Genomic DNA, 19,202 nt, shown 5'->3' with positions numbered 1-19,202 from the left:
CAATAGTTGCGACTTAAGTGCAATGCAGACGGGTTTTTCAGAAGAATCAGCAACTTCTGAGTGCCTATCTGAACCTCTTGGGGGGCAAGCTGATACACTTGGCGCATAATGTATAAACAAGGAATTTGTACCTGCTTCATCTGGATTGAAAAAACAGAATGCGTGTGCAGATTTGCAGCCCGGATTTACAGTTTAGACTCACAATTTAGGATAAATACGTGTTTACAGAATTAGGCCTGAATAAGGCCCTGGTTGAAACGCTCGCAGGGCGGGGATACGAACAGCCAACAGCAGTGCAACAAGCCGCTATTCCACTGGTTCTGGATGGGCGGGATGTCATGGCGGGAGCACGCACCGGAACCGGCAAAACAGCTGCATTTGTATTACCCCTGTTACAGCGTTTGATGACAGTTAAGTCGTCGGAGCATCGTAACGTTAATATGCCTGCCGTTTTGATACTGACGCCCACCCGTGAGCTTGCTCAGCAGGTATTTAAAAGTGCGCAGCAATATGGCGCCGCGACAGATGTACGCAGTTGTCTGGTTTATGGCGGTGCCAGTCTGAATGTGCAGATTGCTGCCTTACAGGATGGTGTAGATTTGTTGGTGGCAACGCCTGGACGTTTACTGGATCTTATTTTTAAAGGTGCTGTGGACTTGAGCCGGGTTGAGAGTCTGGTATTCGACGAAGCTGACCGGATGTTGGATATGGGCTTCATTGGTGAGATTAATCAGTTGCTGAAGAAACTGCCGCAACAGCGTCAGACCTTGCTGTTTTCTGCCACCTTTGATGACGCCATTTTTAAACTCAGTAAAACCTTACTGAATGATCCGGAAATTCTGCAGGTAGATACCCGTAACAGTGCCGCTGAAGGCGTCGAGCAAAAAGTTTACGAAGTTGATGCGGATAAAAAGCATCCGCTGTTGTCATATCTGATTGGCAGTAATAACTGGCAGCAGGTGCTGGTTTTTACGCGTACTAAGCAGAGCGCAGATTTTCTCGCCAAAGAGCTGACCCAGGATGGCTTAAACACTAAAGCTGTTCATGGTGATAAGTCACAGGGAGCACGGGAACGTGAGCTAGAGGCATTCCGTGCCGGTGAGATTAGGGTGCTGGTAGCCACAGATGTTGCTGCCAGAGGCCTGGATATTGATAGCCTTAACTACGTGATCAACTATCAGCTGCCATATAATGCAGAGGATTATATTCATCGCGTTGGTCGTACCGGCCGGGCTGGCAAAGAAGGTTTGGCGGTTACTTTAGTGAGTAGTGAGGAACTGTATTTGCTGGAGCCAATCGAAACCCTTTTGGATGAGAAGCTTAACCAGGAATGGTATCCGGGATTTGAACCGGATCTGGATAAGCCCGCGACTGAAAAGAAGCGTCGCCCAATGTCTAAAAAAGAGGCTCGTGCAGAAGCGCTGGGACTCAGGGGAAAGCCGGCGAACAAACGTCGTGGCCGGCGTCGTTAAAAGAATTTTGTTGTACGAATTGATCAGGGCCTTGCGATAGATCAGTATCGCTGGCGATCAGTTTGCTCTGTTGTTGAGTGGCTGCTATATGTGGCCCTTAATTTTAGATGCGTATTCAATATTTAAAGGCAAAGAGTTGGAGTGATGTTGTTTAGACGGTCAGGCCCGGTCAGATCAATGCTTTCATTGCAGCAAGGTTGCGCGATATTGCGTGGCAGGGCTTTGCAGCGTGGTCTGGGAGAAGTGTCATTACTTAGCTGGATGAGCGCAGTATGTTTGCTGTGTGTGCTGGTTGTATATGCCGGGTTTGCATTTCTTCGGCCGATAAATCTGGATAATATCTGCTCAATTCTGGATGCCCGTGATGGTTGGTATACTGCGGTACAACAAAGCCACAGCCGTTGGGGAACACCTATACCGGTAATGATGGCAATTATGCATCAGGAGTCTAAATTTGTTGCTGATGCCCGTCCTGGCTATAAATGGTTTTTAGGCGTCTTTCCTTATACCCGGCAATCCAGTGCATTTGGTTATGCACAGGCACTGGATGGTGTCTGGGGTGACTATAAGCAGCGTACTGATAATCCCCAGGCCCGTCGGGATAACTTTACTGACGCAATCGATTTTGTCGGTTGGTATACCCGTGATACTGAGCGTCTGACGGGGGTGTCACGCAGTGATGCTTACGGACAATATCTGGCGTATCACGAAGGGCGCAGTGGCTACCGGCGTGGCACTTATAATCAGAAACTCTGGTTATTGGGTGTCGCTTCTAAAGTTGAACGCCGTATGGTTATGTATAGCGAGCAATATAAGAGTTGTTCAGCGATATAATCGCAAGATGAATTCTTTTCATTCACGTCGTTAGTTATGAAGGTAAAGTAGCAGCCCTGCCTGCCGTTAACATTGAAGTATGGTTATTCAGTAGAGGATATATAAATGGAACTCTCTGCAGCTTCAATATCTGCACATCAGCAACAGAGTATTAAGTCTGAAGTCGGTGTTGAAATGACAGCAAAAGCGATTAAGCAAATTGAAGATGAAGGTCAGATGGCATTAGATCTGATTAACGCCACTGCTGTTGCGCCAGTGGACCTTTCGTCTCCTTCTTTAGGGCAAAACATAAACGTTTATGCCTAATCGAGATGAGATCATAAAAATCCCCGCCTTAAGCAGCGGGGATTTTTTTGTCTGTCTGATTGGGGTAACTGATCAATCTATTTAGTTCGCCATTTCAGCAGAATCAATTATCCAGTCACGAAATGCCTGCAACGCCGGATTGTTCAGCGCGTTGGCCGGATACACCAGAAAATAGCCGTACTCCGGCATGCTTATGTCTGATAACCAGTTTAACTGCCCGCTGTTTAATTCAGCAGCTATAAGGTCGTCATATAGGGCGACGCCCTGACCATCAATCATCGCCTGTACTCTGACATTCGGGTCCTGAATAACCAGACCGCCTTTTTTCGCATGGTAAGGCTCATCTGCGCGCTGATGCCATTCCTGCCAGGCTGGACTGTTTTCACGGTCATGTAGCAGTGTCAGTTTGTTAATCCATTCATGGGCAGGCTGTCCGGCCAGCTTAGCCACAGTATTTTTGCTGGTGGCTGGGCGCACCGGTGCCTGCAGTAACAGCTCTACATTCATACCGGGCCAACTGCCTTTACCCCAGCGAATAGCCATGTCGATATTTTCGGTATGGAAATCTGCGAGATCGATCATTGGTTGTAAACGCAGGCTGATATTGGGGTATTCCGCCATGAAATTCATGAGACGGGGAGATAGCCAGCGGGATGCGAAGTAGGTCGACATACCCACAGTAATTCGACTGGTGTCATCTTCTCTTAGCTGGGTAATGAGGTTTTCCAGGTCATGAAATGCGGTTTGAGATGCGTGCCAGAGTTGCTTGCCTTTAGGCGTAAGCAATATGCCTTTGTGTTTACGGATAAACAGACTGAATCCCAGCGCTTCTTCCAGTCGGGATATCTGATAACTGACAGCGCCCTTAGTCAGGTGCAATTCTTCTGCTGCCTGTGTGAAGCTCAGGTGGCGGGCCACAACGTCAAATAATCGCAAACTGTCGTAGTGTCGAAAACGCATATTAGCCACTCATTTATGAATATTTAGGTTTAAATTATTTGAACAGTTTGAGCAAATCTTTTGCATTGTGCGGTTTAGTTTAGCGGTGATACCTTAAATTACAGCAAAAAACGCTGCGTTATAAAGCTGTTTTTGAAATTTGGATTAATTTTATTGTTCATTGTTTTAGTTTGGTTATCAGTCAGCTGACAGGGGGGAGTGATGATGCAGGGGATGAAGTATCGTTCTGAACAAGGCGCAGTATTTAACCTGGGATTCGACCGTCAGATGTGCCAGTTACCTGCCGAGTCTGAATGTGGTGTTAGCCAATTCAGGTGGGATAAGAAATCAGGGGAAATGAACGTCAGGAAAGATCAGAAACTGATTACTGCTGAGCTTTCAAGTACTGAGCTTTCAAGTACTGCACTTTTTACGACGTGGATGTGTGCTGAAGTGCAGGGTTATTACCGACTTAACTTAATGAAGCAAGGTGTTTTTACTTTGCTTGCTGATTTAGAGGAAAGGGTATGAGTCAGTCTGAAATGAGTTCGACAGGAGCGGTACCTGCATCAGAAAGAGGGCGCCGTAATCGACGTCAGGGAAGTATTAAACAGCGTAATCGTGCATTACAAAATAACGGCCCGAAAAAAGCCCGTGCCATTGAACGTGAAGTTCCGATTTATAACCTTCTGGATGATGCAGCGTTAGATGCACTGGAAGCTCAGGCAGACTGGATTTTAGAAACTATCGGTATCGTTTTTAAAGACGATGCAGAAGCGCTGGCGCTCTTTGCCGCTGCCGGGGCGGTTGTTGATGGGGAACGGGTAAAGTTTCCGCAGGGTTTAGCGCGAGAGCTTTGTAAAACCGCGCCACAGCAGTTTCAGATGTACGGCCGGGAACCGGGTTATGAAATCAGCATTGGCGGTAATTCAGTGGTACTGACACCGGCTTACGGCTCGCCTTTTGTGACCGATCTGGATAATGGCCGCCGCTATGCCACACTTCATGATTTTGAAAATTTTATAAAACTCTCCCATGTATCCCCCTGGATGCATCATTCCGGGGGGACTGTCTGTGAGCCGGTGAATATTCCGGTTAATAAGAGACACCTGGATATGGTGTATGCCCATCTGCGGTATTCCAGCAAGCCTTTCATGGGTTCCGTTACCAATGCTGAGCGTGCGGAAGACTCTATTGCAATGGCCAGGTTGGTATATGGCCATGAATACATGGAAAACCATTGTGTTATTCAGGGCAATATCAATGTTAATTCACCGCTGGTGTTCGATGATGTGATGACTGGGGCTTTGAAAGCGTACGCCAGAGCGAATCAGGGCATCGTGTTGTCGCCATTCATTCTTGGTGGTGCCATGGGACCAGTCACTCAGCCGGCATTGATTGCCCAGGCTCACGCTGAGGCGATGGTAGGAATCGCTTTAGGCCAGCTGGTTAGGCCGGGATCACCGGTGGTTTATGGCAATTTTTTAACGACGATGAATTTGAAAACCGGGGCACCTACCTTCGGCACGCCGGAAGCAAACCTCTCTGCAATGGCTATTGGACAATTATGTCGCCGGCTTGGATTGCCGTTACGCTGTGGCGGACATCTGACAGCCTCGAAAGTGGCGGATGGTCAGGCAATGCAGGAATCATCTGACAGTATGAATGCCGGTTTGTTGGCGGGGGGGAATTACATTCTGCATGCAGCCGGCTGGCTGGAAGGTGGGCTGACTATCGGTTATGAAAAGTTTGTTATGGATCTGGACCGCTGCGGCATGATTCATACCCAGTTGGCCGGGCTGACCATTGATGCCAATAGCCTGGGGACGCAGGCGTATTTGCAGGCAGGTCCCGGAGAGAATTTTCTCGCAACAGATCACACAATGGCCAATTTCCGTGACGCGAATTATCTCTCTGATCTGGCGGATACCAATTCATTTGAGCAGTGGACGGAAGATGGCAGCCTGACCATTGAGCAGCGTGCCAATGCCCGTTGGAAAGCAATGCTGGCTGAATATCGTTTGCCTGAGTTTGATCCGGCTATCGACCGTGAACTCAAGGCTTTCATTGAAGAGCGTAAGGCTTCCATGCCGGACATGTGGTACTGACCCACCTTCTTACCTGCTATGTGTTTAGCGGGTGCTTTTAAGACAAGTATTTTAATCAAAACCCTCTTTCAACAAGCATTCTGAAAATAAGGAAAAGCAGTTATGAGCGAATCTACACGACATTCTGTACTGGCAAGCCGTCACCGTGCGCTGGGTTCTGAACTGGAAGACTGGAATGGTATGGGCACTGCCTGGTCGTATTCATCGGACCCCTGTGCAGAGCATGATGCGGTGCGTGAAGCTGCCGGGTTATTCGACATGTCACCCTTAAAAAAAGTGTATTTGCGGGGGGCGGATGCACTGAAGGTGGTGGATCATGTGATTACCCGGGATATGACAGGTATCTATACCGGTAAGTCTGTCTATGGGGCCATTCTGACGGCACAGGGAACGGTATGTGATGATGCTATTATCGCCAATAACGGTGGCGATGAGTGGTTATTTTGTCATGGTTCCGGTGACAGTATGGCGTGCTTACAGGAGTCAGCAGAAGGCTTGAATGTCAGTATTGAACTGGATGATACGCTGCATAATCTCTCTTTGCAGGGACCAAAAGCGCTGGCGTTGCTGAACCGTTTTTGCTCAACAGATCTGAACAGCCTGGCATATTTTCACCATCAGGCGGTCGAACTGTTTGGGCATGCATGTCGGATTTCCCGTACCGGCTATTCAGGTGAGCGCGGCTATGAAATATTAGTGGATGAAGCTTGTGCCGGCAGTATTTGGGACAGCCTGTTAACCGAAGGGGCTGCTGAGGGTGTTTTGCCCTGTTCATTCACCGCGCTGGATAAAGTCCGTATTGAAGCCGGATTACTGTTTTACGGTTATGACATGACCACCGAACATACGCCCTGGGAAGTAGGGCTTGGTTTTACGGTTAATCGTAATAAGGGTGAATTCCGTGGCAAGCAAGCTGCTTTAGCAGCAGAGCTTTCACCAAAAATATTACCTGCTGGTCTGGTGATTGATCATAACGACAGTCTGGCCGGAGGTGAGGTATTGAAACTCAACGGTGCAGAGGTTGGTGTGGTAAACAGCCCGTGCTGGTCACACCGAATGAATAAATCACTGGCACTGGGGCATGTATCGCCGGAGGTTGCTGCACCAGGTACTGAGCTAACGGCCGTTGCTGAAGATGGTACGGAGTATAAAGCGAAGGTGAGTGAAATGCCGTTTTATGATCCGCAGAAAGTGCGGACGCATGCGGGATAATAGCTGCTTTAGCAGCAAGTTTTACTCTACTAAGTTGTTGTAACTAAACGGGGCTGTGTATTTGCTGCCCCGTTTATCCATGAGTTTTTAGCGCACGACAAAAACAGATACTTTCGCGTGTGAGGCGACGTATCCTGCGTGTGCGGAAAAGAAATATTCCATGATTCCCGGTACGTGAGAAGACATAATCACCAGATCGATATTTAAGTCATCAATCGATTGCAGAAGTAGCTTATCGATTTCAGCGGCAGGATCGACAGAATGAATTTCATGCGCAATCGCTTCAATACCATAAGTAGCATGAATGCTTGCGACTACATCATCGAGATGAGATATCCGTTCTTCTTCTGTACGGGCGGTAGCGCCGGGAAGGCTGCTACCGACACTTACCGCGTGGAGTTCAGCACCTTGGGATTTGGCCAGGTCAGTCGCAATAGATAAAGCACGTTTCTGTGTATCCGAATCGGTAAAATCCAGAGGAATCAAAATTTTGTTAAACATCATTGCTTCCTTCTTTCGTTATATTAGATAACTTGATTGTAGTAACGAATACGGGGCTTACAGCGATTTGATATCTAAAGAGCTGAGGCAGATCAATTTTTCTGGTTATTGTTTATCCAGAGGAAAGGGGGCGCTGAATGTATTAAGGAAAGGCAGGGAATAATTGCTGATATGAGAATCATCTAAATGAGATAGGCGTCAATTTTCGCTACCTCATTTTGCCGATGGAAGTGTCAGCCTTTGAGCGAAAATGCTTCTAATAGCTCTGCATTTGTCGGGTATTTTTCGAGTAACGCGATAAGTTTTTTGGCACCTTCTATCGGTTTAAGGTTGGTCAGTGCTCTGCGTAACGCTTTTATGTTTTGAATATCTTTTGAGTTCAGCAGCAGTTCTTCACGGCGGGTGCTGCTTTTAGCAATATTCAGTGCGGGGAATACCCGCCGGTCAGCCGCTTCCCGTGATAACACGACTTCCATGTTACCGGTGCCTTTGAACTCCTCAAAAATCACCTGATCCATCTGGCTGCCGGTATCAACGAGTACAGTTGCCAGAATTGTCAGTGATCCACCGTTTTCAATCTTTCTTGCTGCGCCAAACAGTTTTCGGGGTATTTCCAGTGCTCTGGCGTCAACGCCGCCCGACATAGTACGGCCACTGCTTTTGCGTTCGGCATTATGGACGCGTGATAGCCGTGTCAGCGAGTCGATAACAATCATGACATCATGACCTTCGCCAGCTTGCTTACGGGCAATGTTAAGAAGATTGTTGGCCACGCGAACGTGTTGAGCATAGCTTTCATCTGAGGATGACGCGTGCACATCGGCGCTTACACTGCGTTTAAAATCAGTGACTTCTTCCGGTCGCTCATCAATGAGCAACGCATAAAGCTTTATGTCAGGGTAAGCTTCGCTTACCGCCTGGCAGACATGTTTCAAAAGAGTTGTTTTGCCAGAACCTGGGGGGGCAACAATTAAGCCTCGCTGACCCATTCCAATCGGGGTGATTAAATCCATTGCGCGAGCGGCGAAGTGCTCCGAGCCTGACTCCAGGCGGATACCTGGCGACGGATGGACAGCAACGCCATTCATGAAACGCTTTACAGGGTCTTTATCAAAGACCTCTTCGGTCGTTTCTTCTACAGGTTTGGACGGAGTCTTTCTTTTGCCTTTCAGCGATAGTATTTTTCGCGTCATGATATTGGTATATCGCTCTGGGGAGTGAAGAGTGCGTTGATTGTAAATTCTGGAAGAATGCTTACTTATACGTTATCGCATCAGCTTTGCAGTGTTCTCAGCATGACTGACTTTAGGGTATTCAGTCAGGCATCTTAGTTGTTTGTTGAACATTCAACAATGGAATGGCCAGGTTATTGAAAAAGGTTCTTCAGCATAGGTTATTCAGAACAGACTATTCAGTAAGCGTTTTCAGTGTCCGATTTATCAGTTTTGTAAGCCCACTCCAGATTACTTTCTTTTAATGAAAGAGAGGTTTAAATATTGAATATTTTAAGAAGGCTTGAAGTGTAAGAAAGTAATAGTTCTATGCTTTTCGTTAATAAAAATAAGAAGTGGAACTATGACTTATGAATAACTCGAAATCTTATGACATAAATGGATGGCCGTCCGTTTTCGCTAATGTTTATCTGTGTACTTTACCAGCGCTTGTAATCATTTTTTTACCAATGCTTGTTGGTGGGATGGTTGAGCATCTGGGGATGACGGATCAGCAGGCTGGCTTTGTCGCGACTTCCGATATGTTGGGATATACCATTGGAACCCTGTCATCATTCTTTTTCATCCATAAAGTGAACTGGCGTAAATTAAGTCTTGCCTGTATCGCGCTGATGGTTGCCGCGAATGCTCTTTCTGGAAACATATCGGACTACGATACGCTTCTGGCGGTTCGGTTTGTCTCAGGTCTGGGAGGTGGTGTTCTAACGGCGGTGACTTTTGCGGTTATTGGTCAGATGCGTGATCCGGATTCTGCTTATGGCTGGTGGCTGGTTTTTCAGGCTGGATTTGGACTGGTGGGCTTCCAGTATTTTTGGGATATCAGTGTAAATGGCGGTTTTCTGGTTTTAACCGGGCTGTTATTACTGGGTGGACTGCTATTCAGTTTCATACCAGAACAGGCTTTGTCTCAAAATCGTAATATCAGTAAAGTTGACCCGGCAGTATTTAAAAAAGCTGCATCAGGAGTAGTTGCCATATTCCTTGTATATATAGGTTTAATGGCTATTTACACTTACTTAGAAAGAATTGGGAATCAGGCAGGCCTGAGCCCTGAAGATATCGGAATCAGTTTTTCTGCAATGTCTGTCGCTGGTCTTCTGGGTGGTGGATTAGCAGCAAAAATGGGTTCTCGTTGTGGGCGAAGCATACCTGTAATTATTGGCACGGCCGGTTGTATTTTGTCTTTCTATTTATTCACTATCGATCAGGTAGCGTTCGCTACTTACGCAGCAGCTTGCTGTCTTTTCTTTGGTCTTTGGAGTTTCTTACTGCCTTATCTTATGGGTGCTTGCGCCGCTGTTGATGCTTCAGGTCGAACGCTTGCTATGGCCAATGCTGCGATAGGTGCCGGTTTAGCTTTTGGGCCTTTCATTGCTGCAAACCTGGTAGGTGAAAATGGCTACGGCATTCTTGCTACGGTATCGACTGGTTTTATGATAGCAGGTTTTCTTCTTGTTCTGCCGCTACTCAGGCATTCGCAGCAAACGACCACTCTTAACAGTCCTGTTTCTGGCAGCTGATACCGATACCGGCTGCTGTTTTTCAGCGGTGTTAATAACGCTCGGCAGCCATTTGAAAAGATATAAAAGTGAGATGTGAAAATGACAGAGTTGAATAATTCTCCGGAATTAAAAGCATTATACGGATCGAGCCAGGAGTTGCTTTTTGCGGGTTTACCAACCTTTATGCGCCGCCGATATACCCGTGACCTGACAGGTGTGGATATTGCTGTTTTAGGTGTTCCCTGTGACCTAGCTACGAGTTTCCGTCCGGGTGCACGTTTTGGTCCGGCTTCTATTCGTCAGATCAGTGCAGATATGGCCTGGTGGAATAAACAGTTTCATTGGGAGTTTAATCCATTTAACAGGCTTGCCATTGTTGATTATGGCGATGTGAATTTTGAATATGGTAATCCGGCAGATCTGGTCGAGAAAACGCAGAAAGATGTGGCAGATATAGTTAAATCAGGTGCTGAAACTCTGTGTCTGGGAGGTGATCATTTTATCACTCTGCCTGTACTGCGTGAGCTGGCAAAGGTGCACGGGCCTTTATCGCTGATTCATTTTGATGCACATACTGATACGGATCCACATGGTAATACTTATGATCATGGGTCGATGTTTTTTCACGCTGTTCAGGAAGGCTTGGTTGATCCTGAAAGGTCAGTGCAGATAGGTATAAGAACTGAATATTATAAAAAGGATAAGTTTGTTGTGTTGTCTTCGCCGTGGGTGCATGAACACGGTATTTCAGCCACTGTCAGTGAAATTAAAAATGTAGTACGTAGTAATAAAGCGTATCTAACGTTCGATATTGATTGTTTAGATCCTGCGTTTGCACCGGGTACCGGAACACCTGTTATGGGAGGGTTATCATCGGATCAGGTTCTGGGCATCTTACGCGGCCTGACAGGCATTAATTTTATAGGTATGGACGTTGTTGAAGTTTCACCTACCTATGATGTAGGGAATATAACGTCTTTTGCTGCAGCGCAAATAGCACTCGAATATCTGTGTCTGAAGTCTGTGGATAGAAAGGATGTCGTTTAGGTAAGTAGCTATGCGGTAAGTAAAGTTTTGTCAGACTTTGTGGAGGGTAATCCTCCACTTTTTTTATCATATAATCAGGGTATCTATCAGACATTATTGAATCGGGCAGGCATTGATATGATTGCATTTCATGATATTGATCTTAAATACCTCAAAGTGTTTGTTACGGTCGTTGATTGCCAGGGATTCACCAATGCTGAAGCAATGTTGGATCTCAATTGTTCATCGATCAGCAAATATATTTCTTCATTGGAAGCCAGGTTAAGTGTAAGGCTGTGTAACCGGGGACGGGGAGGGTTTGAATTAACTCCTGAAGGCGAAGAGTATTATCAGTCTGCGTTGAGGCTATTGAAATCAATTGATCAGCATTCAATAGACATTAATAATTTAAAACACAGATCTGCTTCATCGATTACTTTGGGTGTGATTGATAATATTGCTCAGGATTCTGGGTGCCATGTTCATGATGCTATGCGCAGCTTTAAATCTAAACAGGCTAACGTTAATTTTAAAGTTGTGACTTGTTCAGCAGATGAGATTATTCTGAAATTAATTAACAACGAAATAGATATTGGTATTAGCTATATATCCAGAAGAATATCAGGTCTGGAATCAACACTTTTATATAAAGAACGCTCATTTCCGTATATTTCTGCGATCAATCATGGTGCATATAAAAACGGCTTAGTCTCATTAGAGGATGTAAAAGAATTAGGCTTAGCAACCTGTACGCATGAAAAGTCCAATCCAATACTTGGATATTTCCATAATATTAATATTTGCAACCACTTAGACAGTGTATCTTTGCTGACGTTAAGTGGAGAATATATTGGTTTGCTTCCCGAGCATTATGCTCAGTATTGGGTAGATAAAAATCAATTCAAAAAACTGGCTATTGATGAGCTATATCTGATGTCTTCTATTTACGGGCTATGCAAAACGAATACTAGTGAGCAGCCATTAGTTCGTGAGTTTCTTGAGTTGCTGTCGTCAGAACATACTTGAACGCATTTTTCAGTTTGCCGTTTACTACATGCTTGTATTTGGGTGAGAGCTTTGAGGAAGTTGGGTAATACTGAAAGTTCTGGCCCGCGATATAAATGCTTTAAGCGACTCAGATCAACTAACGCGTGTATTTGCAAAAATGCCTATGCCTGAGGTGCTAGTATCTTAGCTCTGACTTGTCTGAGAGCTGTGCCCCATGAAACACTCATCTGGTAAAAACGAATCTGTGAATAACGGCGCTGTTAAGAGTTGCGCTGAAAGTATCCGGCCCTTAAAGAAAAAAGGTTTGTTACAAAAAACATCTATGGCTGCAGGTATTTTCTGTCAGATCATAGCGTTATTTTGTTTGGTGATGACCTATCTGGAATCACAAACGCTTGGCATGGAAGATGTGATTACGGCCAGCTATCTAGCATCTACATTTTTCTTTTCTACCTGCGGTATTGTAATGATTATTATTGGAAAGGCTGATCTGCCTGACTTAAGTATTTCCGGTCTTTCTGAAGATAAATAAAACGGGGCTTTAAGTGTTTGGTCTGTTAGCTAAGCAGGTCATTATTGTCACTTTCAGCACCGTGTTACTCTTCCTTATTCCGTGTTTATTCTTCATATTTCTTTTTAATTCCTACTTATCTATGCGCCTGTTTTGATCTCTCTTATGTGTCGCTTGATTTATATCAAGCAACTATATCTGGTATGTAAATTACTATCCATGCACTAGATGTGCTTGTTGTGCGTCTGGTTATTCTTTGTGAATTACTACTGGATGGAGTAACTGTGCATGAACACCCTGCAATCTGAATGCGATACGGAGCTGGCTCAATTAACCTTACAAGAGGCTTCCCGAGATATCTGGGACAGTAAGTACCGGTTGCGATCGAGACAGGGTGAGGTAGTCGATACAGATATTGATGACACGCTGCAGCGGGTTGCCAGGGCGCTGGCTGCGGTTGAACAGGGAGATGAGTTACAGGCGTACTGGTATGAGAAGTTTCTGCAAGCCTTGCGTAATGGTGCCGTGCCTGCCGGGCGGGTTATCGCAAATGCTGGTGCTCAGCAGCATAAACCTGCAACTTCTACCATAAACTGTACGGTGTCCGGCAGCATTGCCGATTCTATGGATGACATTCTTGGCCGTAATCACGAAGCGGGTTTAACACTGAAAGCGGGCTGCGGCATTGGCTATGAGTTTTCGACGTTACGTCCGGCCGGGGACTACGTGTCTGGCGCAGGGGCCTATACATCAGGCCCGCTTTCATTCATGGATGTGTTCGACAAGATGTGTTTCACCGTGTCTTCTGCGGGTGGTCGTCGTGGTGCTCAGATGGCGACTTTTGATATTGGTCATCCGGATGTGCTGGCGTTCATTAAAGCTAAGCGTGAAGACGGTCGCCTGCGGCAGTTTAACCTTTCTCTGCTGATTACCGATGCCTTCATGCAAGCGGTCGATGCCGATGCTGAATGGCCGCTGGCATTTCCGGTTAGCCTGAAGACTCAGCAGCGAGAGCCTTTGAACTTGAATGATAGTCGGCAAGTCATCTGGCGGGAATGGCCCTTGCAGGATGGTTATGTGGTTAACGACTCAGGGCTGGTGGCCTGTAAGGTAAGTAAGTGGGTTAAGGCGAAAGGCCTGTGGAATTCGATTATGAATGCCACTTATGATTTTGCTGAACCGGGATTTATCCTGATCGATAAAGTGAATGAACAGAACAATAACTGGTTCTGCGAAACGATTCGTTCGACGAATCCCTGTGGCGAACAACCGTTACCGCCTTATGGTAGTTGCTTGCTGGGGTCGGTTAATCTGACCCGTTTTATTCGCCAGCCATTTTCTGCATACGCACACTTTGACTGGTCAGGTTTTAGAGAAACAGTGGCCGTATTTACCCGGATGCTGGACAACGTGGTAGAGATAAATGGCCTGCCGCTGGAACAGCAAAGAAAGGAAATATGGAGCAAGCGCCGTCATGGTATGGGCTATCTGGGGTTAGGCTCGGCCATAACTATGCTTGGGCATAAATACGGTGATCCGGAATCGCTGGCATTCACCGAAGAAGTTAGCAAAGTAATGGCGATTATTGGCTGGCAAACAGGTTTAGGGCTGGCCCGTGAAAAGGGCGCTGCACCTATACTGGATGAAGTCTTCACTGTGACTGCGGAAATGTTGCGTAAACGTCCTGAAATGGAAGTCGATGGCTATCAGGCAGGAGATGAGTTACCGGGCAGAGTGTTACATGCCCGTTATAGCCATTACATGCAGAAGATTGCCAGTGAAGAGCCTGAATTGGTTGAGCAACTGGCGCGTTATGGTTGCCGCTTTACACATCACAGTTCGATTGCTCCCACAGGCACAATTGCGTTGTCGCTGGGGAATAATGTCAGCAACGGAATTGAGCCGAGTTTTGCCCATCACTATAGCCGGAATATTATTCGTGCAGGCCGTAAAACCAAGGAAAAAGTAGATGTTTTTTCTTATGAATTACTGGCGTACCGACAGCTAATTAACCCTCAGGCTATGCCCTTCAGTTCTGCACCTGAACAACAGCTGCCGGATTACTTTATTTGCGCTGATGATATTCATCCGCAACAGCATGTAGATGTTCAGGCTGCCGCACAGAAATGGATTGATTCGTCTATTTCCAAAACGGCGAATGTACCCACTGATTACCCCTACGAGAAGTTTAAGCACATTTATCACTATGCCTGGGAACAGGGGCTAAAAGGCTGCACGACTTTTCGCTTTAATCCGGAGGCGTTTCAGGGGGTGTTGGTGAAAGAGCAGGATCTGGCTAACACCCGTTATCGTTTTACATTAGATGACGGTAGCAGCGTCGAACTAGCAGGTAATGAAACTGTGGAATATGACGGTGAAACACATACTGCTGCGAACCTGTTTGATGCACTTAAAGAAGGCTATTACGGCCGTTTGTAATTACTGATCTGAATACTTTGGAGTTATTAAAATGTCACAACTTATGTCTTCCGGTCAGGCGTCTGTATCAGCCTCTATTAACCGAAAAATTATTGCCTGCGAAGTTGTTAAAGAAGAATGTAAAGATACCGCGGATGCTTTATCTGAAGAGTCGGGATCTGAAGTTTCATCAACAGTACCCGTTAATGAACTGGCAATGGAGCGGGTACACGAGAACCTGGACAGGCCTGAGCGTTTGCTGGGCTCTACTTACAAAATCAAAACGCCAGTGTCGCCCCATGCGCTGTATATCACCATTAACGATGTATTGTTGAATCAGGGAACGGAATTTGAACAACGCCATCCTTATGAAGTTTTTATAAATTCGAAAAACATGGATCACTTTATGTGGGTGGTGGCGCTTACCCGGGTTCTTTCTGCGGTCTTTCGTAAAGGCGGAGACGTCACCTTTATGGTGGAAGAGCTTAAGGCTGTATTTGATCCCAAAGGTGGTTATTTCAAAAAGGGAGGGCGTTACATGCCGTCACTTGTTGCAGAAATAGGCTATGCCATTGAAGACCATCTGCAGGCTATTGGTTTACTTGAAAATGATCAGTTGGATGAAAATCAGCGTCAACTACTGGCGGCCAAACGGGCTGAGTATGAACAGCGTGATCAGAAGCAGAGCATAGCTAGTGAAACTAAGGTTGAAGCCAGTACTCTCGAAGCAGATAAAGATGAATCAGGTAGCTTTCCTGCCGGCGCTCAGTTGTGTACTGCCTGCCATGTTAAGGCCGCTATTCTCATGGATGGTTGTTACACCTGCCTGAATTGTGCAGAGAGTAAGTGCGGTTAAGTAACATTTTGACGAGAATTGACCCACCAATCTGGGTTGTGGAAACAGAGTGGGCCATACGCGTCTGTAACACGAGGATTACATTGCGGCACTGCTAGTATTTAAGCGTTACGACAGCTGTTGTAGCGCTTTTTCATACTGATATGGAGTGTTAGCACATGAATACATTTACGAAGCCTGTTGACGGGCTCTCTTCTTTCTCTTCATCTTCTTCTTTGGTTGACTTTCAACCAGCTTCAATTGATATCTGGGACACTAAGTACCGGTTGCGTAATGCTGAAGGTAAAGTGCTGGATCAGACAATGGACGATACTTTCGTCCGGGTTGCGCAGGCACTTGCAGAGGTTGAGTCAGGCAGTGATGCTCAGGCTTTCTGGTATAGCCGTTTTCTCTGGGCGTTACGAAACGGTGCGATCCCCGCTGGCAGAATACTGGCGAATGCCGGTGCCCAGCAGGCCAAAAAAGCCACCTCGACGGTTAATTGTACGGTATCCGGTTCAATCGGCGATTGCATGATGGATATTCTGGGGCGGAATCAACAGGCTGGCCTGACCTTAAAAGCCGGTTGCGGCATAGGTTATGAGTTCTCAACACTGCGTCCCAATGGCAGCTTTGTAGCGGGTGCCGGCGCGCTGACGGGCGGTCCGCTGGCGTTTATGGATGTGTTTGATAAGACCTGTTTTGCGGTGTCCTCATCGGGTGGCCAGCGCGGCGCGCAAATGGCGACGTTTGATGTGGGCCATCCAGACGTGTTGGCGTTTATTAAAGCCAAGCGCGAAGACGGGCGCCTGCGACAATTTAACCTTTCTCTGCTGATTACCGATGAGTTTATGGATGCGGTACAGCGTGGCAGCGAATGGCCGCTGGCTTTTCCATTGAGCCGCCAGGAGCAGGCAAAGCAACAACTGGATCTGAGTGATTCTGATCAGGTTATCTGGCGGGAATGGCCGCTGCAGCAAGATTATGTGTCAAATGAAGAGGGCTTAGTCGCCTGTAAGATTACTGAGCGTTTGCCTGCCCGTGAATTGTGGGATGTGATCATGCAGTCCACGTATGAATATGCTGAGCCGGGTTTTATTCTGATTGATCAGGTGAATGATCAGAACAACAACTGGTTCTGCGAAAATATCCGTTCGACTAATTCCTGTGGCGAACAGCCATTGCCGCCTTTTGGCAGCAGTCTACTGGGCTCAGTAAACCTGACACATTTTGTACGTAACCCGTTTACGGCCAGAGCAAGTTTTGACTGGCAAAGCTTCACCGAAGTAGTCGCCGTATTTACCCGTATGTTGGACAACGTAGTGGAACTGCACGGCCTGCCTTTGCCGGAGCAGCAGCACGAAATTGAGCATAAGCGCCGCCATGGTATGGGGTACATGGGGCTGGGTTCTGCAGTCACTATGTTACGGATGAGCTACGGCGATGAACAATCAGTGGCGTTTACTGAGGCCGTCACTAAGCGTTTAGCGCTGACCGGTTGGCAGGTAGGGCTGGATCTGGCTAAAGAAAAGGGACCTGCGCCTATCATGGAGCAAATGTTTACGGTGACGGAGGCCATGTTGTGTAAACGTCCTGAAATGCGCCGGGACGGACATCAGCCAGGTGACCAGTTGCCGGGACGGATTCTGCATGCCCGTTACAGTCACTATATGCAAAAAATAGCAGCTGAAGAGCCTGAGTTGGTGGAGCAACTGACGGAGTTCGGCAGTCGTTTTACACACCATAGCTCGGTCGCACCGACAGGCACTATTGCACTGTCATTTGGTAACAATGTCAGTAATGGTATTGAACCAAGTTTTGCCCATCAGTACAGCCGTAACATTCAGCGTGAAGGTAAGAAGAGTAAGGAAAAAATAGAGGTTTTCTCATACGAGTTACTGGCTTACCGACAGCTGATAAATGCTGATTCAGCTGATAACGACTTACCTGATTACTTCATCAGTGCGGATGATATTCATCCAAAGCAGCATGTGGATATACAGGCAGCGGCACAGCTTTGGCTGGATGCTGCTATCTCTAAAACAGCGAACGTTCCCACCGATTATCCTTACGCCAAATTCAAGGATATTTATCTTTATGCTTACCGTCGTGGCCTGAAAGGCTGCACGACATTCCGCTTCAATCCGGAAGCTTTTCAGGGCGTATTAGTAAAGGAAGACGACCTGAAAAATACCCGCTACCAGTTCACGTTGTCGGATGGCCGGGAAGTGGAGCTTGCCGGTGATGCAAAGGTTGAATATGACGGAGAACTGCATACTGCGGCCAATCTGTTTGATGCCCTCAAAGAAGGCTATTACGGCCGTTTATAAGTCGCGATTTACTTTGCAAATTCAGAGTTAATCACCTCTTACCAGGAACAAAGGAAACATGGATATGTCTGTTAAAACTACTCAGCCTGTTCAGGCACAAAACACGTCAGCTCACACTTCAGAGATCGCTGTCATTGATGCGCCGATTGTCGCTTTCAAAGTACTTAAACACCTGCAGGAATTCCCTGACATTATGGCGTTAGCGAGTGCTGGATTTGACCGGCCTGAAACCCTGTCGGGCTCAACATACAGAGTCATAACACCCCGGTCGGAACATCCGCTGTATGTCACCGTTAATGATCTGATACTTAACCCGGGCAGTGATGCTGAAATGCATTATCCCTGGGAGATCTTTGTGAATACCCGCAATATGGATCACTTCATGTGGATAACCTCACTGAATCAGATTATTTCCGGTGTATTTGATAAGCCAGCGCCGTTAGGTGAACGCCTGCGGGAGCTCTATGGTCTTTTCGATCAGCGTAATAACCATCTTAAGCAAGGCGGTCGCTTTACCCCGACGCTGGCGTCTGAGATCGGCGAAGCGATTTTCGCGCACTTTAAAAAAATTGGTTTGCCAGATGTTGAGTATGAGCAAAAGAACGCGACTGCAACTGTTCAGACATTACATACAGCGGAATCTTCAACAAGCCAGTTATCAGTGAATAGAAATGGAGCAGGTGAAAAGGTGGTCGATACTCGTCGTGAAACATCTTCAGAACATAACTCCGAAGAAGGGGAGAATAAACAGGCCGTTTAGAGTTCACTCAGAGTGATTTTCGAAAACAAGAATAGTGAGTGTAATTGCTCACAGAATACAAAGTGAGTATGAAGTCAGGCGTGTACAGGATGTATTTTGAAGACTCAGGGATGAGTACGCTCGACACTTGCCTGGAAACGCTTTTGTTGGATACGTTTCTTAACGCACACCACATTAAAAATGTTTTTAATTCTTTGATGTTTGTTAC

At 46.5% G+C, this 19,202-nt stretch carries 17 protein-coding genes; 14 read left to right on the top strand and 3 right to left on the bottom strand.

The window, feature by feature from the left end; translation table 11 throughout:
* Positions 1 to 218 precede the first annotated feature (218 nt).
* The 3 genes from OCU49_RS17490 (at position 219) to OCU49_RS17480 (ending at position 2,612) form a co-directional block, all read left to right on the top strand.
* Entirely contained in the window at positions 219 to 1,472 is a 1,254-nt protein-coding gene (locus OCU49_RS17490; RefSeq protein WP_261841844.1) for a DEAD/DEAH box helicase, read from the top strand.
* A 177-nt stretch (positions 1,473 to 1,649) separates the two neighbouring features.
* A complete protein-coding gene (locus OCU49_RS17485) occupies positions 1,650 to 2,306 on the top strand; it encodes a transglycosylase SLT domain-containing protein (protein ID WP_261841843.1) in 657 nt (218 codons plus the stop codon).
* A gap of 105 nt (positions 2,307 to 2,411) precedes the next feature.
* Entirely contained in the window at positions 2,412 to 2,612 is a 201-nt protein-coding gene (locus tag OCU49_RS17480) for a putative motility protein (protein ID WP_261841842.1), read from the top strand.
* Positions 2,613 to 2,693: 81 nt separating this feature from the next.
* Here the strand turns inward: OCU49_RS17480 and OCU49_RS17475 are convergent, their stop codons facing one another.
* Positions 2,694 to 3,572 carry a LysR substrate-binding domain-containing protein gene (locus tag OCU49_RS17475; RefSeq protein ID WP_261841841.1) on the bottom strand — a complete coding sequence of 293 codons (879 nt, stop codon included), beginning with the start codon at positions 3,570 to 3,572 and terminating at the stop codon, positions 2,694 to 2,696.
* 201 nt (positions 3,573 to 3,773) lie between these two features.
* Between OCU49_RS17475 and OCU49_RS17470 the strand changes: the two genes are divergently transcribed.
* The 3 genes from OCU49_RS17470 (at position 3,774) to OCU49_RS17460 (ending at position 6,871) form a co-directional block, all read left to right on the top strand.
* Positions 3,774 to 4,082, top strand: coding sequence for a hypothetical protein (locus OCU49_RS17470; RefSeq protein ID WP_261841840.1), 309 nt, complete (start codon positions 3,774 to 3,776; stop codon positions 4,080 to 4,082).
* Entirely contained in the window at positions 4,079 to 5,659 is a 1,581-nt protein-coding gene (locus OCU49_RS17465) for a trimethylamine methyltransferase family protein (RefSeq protein ID WP_261841839.1), read from the top strand. Before OCU49_RS17470 ends, OCU49_RS17465 begins: the two co-directional genes overlap by 4 nt.
* 102 nt (positions 5,660 to 5,761) lie before the next feature.
* A complete protein-coding gene (locus OCU49_RS17460) occupies positions 5,762 to 6,871 on the top strand; it encodes an aminomethyl transferase family protein (protein ID WP_261841838.1) in 1,110 nt (369 codons plus the stop codon).
* 87 nt (positions 6,872 to 6,958) lie between these two features.
* Here OCU49_RS17460 and OCU49_RS17455 read toward each other — a convergent pair whose 3' ends face one another.
* Together OCU49_RS17455 and rho are read right to left on the bottom strand one after the other, a co-directional pair.
* On the bottom strand, positions 6,959 to 7,372 hold the full coding sequence (locus tag OCU49_RS17455; RefSeq protein ID WP_261841837.1) for a universal stress protein: 414 nt from the start codon (positions 7,370 to 7,372) through the stop codon (positions 6,959 to 6,961).
* A gap of 233 nt (positions 7,373 to 7,605) precedes the next feature.
* The gene (gene rho, locus OCU49_RS17450; RefSeq protein ID WP_261841836.1) at positions 7,606 to 8,565 is read right to left on the bottom strand and encodes a transcription termination factor Rho; all 960 of its coding nucleotides are present in this window, start codon (positions 8,563 to 8,565) and stop codon (positions 7,606 to 7,608) included.
* 389 nt (positions 8,566 to 8,954) lie between these two features.
* Here rho and OCU49_RS17445 point away from each other — a divergent pair, with 389 nt between their 5' ends.
* From OCU49_RS17445 to OCU49_RS17410, 8 genes are all read left to right on the top strand, one after another.
* Entirely contained in the window at positions 8,955 to 10,124 is a 1,170-nt protein-coding gene (locus tag OCU49_RS17445) for an MFS transporter (protein ID WP_261841835.1), read from the top strand.
* An 81-nt stretch (positions 10,125 to 10,205) separates the two neighbouring features.
* A complete protein-coding gene (speB, locus tag OCU49_RS17440) occupies positions 10,206 to 11,153 on the top strand; it encodes an agmatinase (RefSeq protein ID WP_261841834.1) in 948 nt (315 codons plus the stop codon).
* A 117-nt stretch (positions 11,154 to 11,270) separates the two neighbouring features.
* Positions 11,271 to 12,158, top strand: coding sequence for a LysR family transcriptional regulator (locus OCU49_RS17435; RefSeq protein ID WP_261841833.1), 888 nt, complete (start codon positions 11,271 to 11,273; stop codon positions 12,156 to 12,158).
* A gap of 226 nt (positions 12,159 to 12,384) precedes the next feature.
* Positions 12,385 to 12,672, top strand: coding sequence for a hypothetical protein (locus tag OCU49_RS17430; RefSeq protein ID WP_261841832.1), 288 nt, complete (start codon positions 12,385 to 12,387; stop codon positions 12,670 to 12,672).
* Between the two features lie 267 nt (positions 12,673 to 12,939).
* Positions 12,940 to 15,090, top strand: coding sequence for an adenosylcobalamin-dependent ribonucleoside-diphosphate reductase (locus OCU49_RS17425; protein WP_261841831.1), 2,151 nt, complete (start codon positions 12,940 to 12,942; stop codon positions 15,088 to 15,090).
* Between the two features lie 31 nt (positions 15,091 to 15,121).
* Positions 15,122 to 15,925 carry a TSCPD domain-containing protein gene (locus tag OCU49_RS17420; protein ID WP_261841830.1) on the top strand — a complete coding sequence of 268 codons (804 nt, stop codon included), beginning with the start codon at positions 15,122 to 15,124 and terminating at the stop codon, positions 15,923 to 15,925.
* A gap of 158 nt (positions 15,926 to 16,083) precedes the next feature.
* Positions 16,084 to 18,234, top strand: coding sequence for an adenosylcobalamin-dependent ribonucleoside-diphosphate reductase (locus OCU49_RS17415; protein ID WP_261841829.1), 2,151 nt, complete (start codon positions 16,084 to 16,086; stop codon positions 18,232 to 18,234).
* Positions 18,235 to 18,298: 64 nt separating this feature from the next.
* Positions 18,299 to 18,994, top strand: coding sequence for a hypothetical protein (locus OCU49_RS17410; protein WP_261841828.1), 696 nt, complete (start codon positions 18,299 to 18,301; stop codon positions 18,992 to 18,994).
* Positions 18,995 to 19,202 lie beyond the last annotated feature (208 nt).

The organism is Aliamphritea ceti (genome assembly GCF_024347215.1).
Classification (GTDB): domain Bacteria; phylum Pseudomonadota; class Gammaproteobacteria; order Pseudomonadales; family Balneatricaceae; genus Amphritea; species Amphritea ceti.
This window is presented reverse-complemented; position numbering and strand designations above follow the sequence as displayed.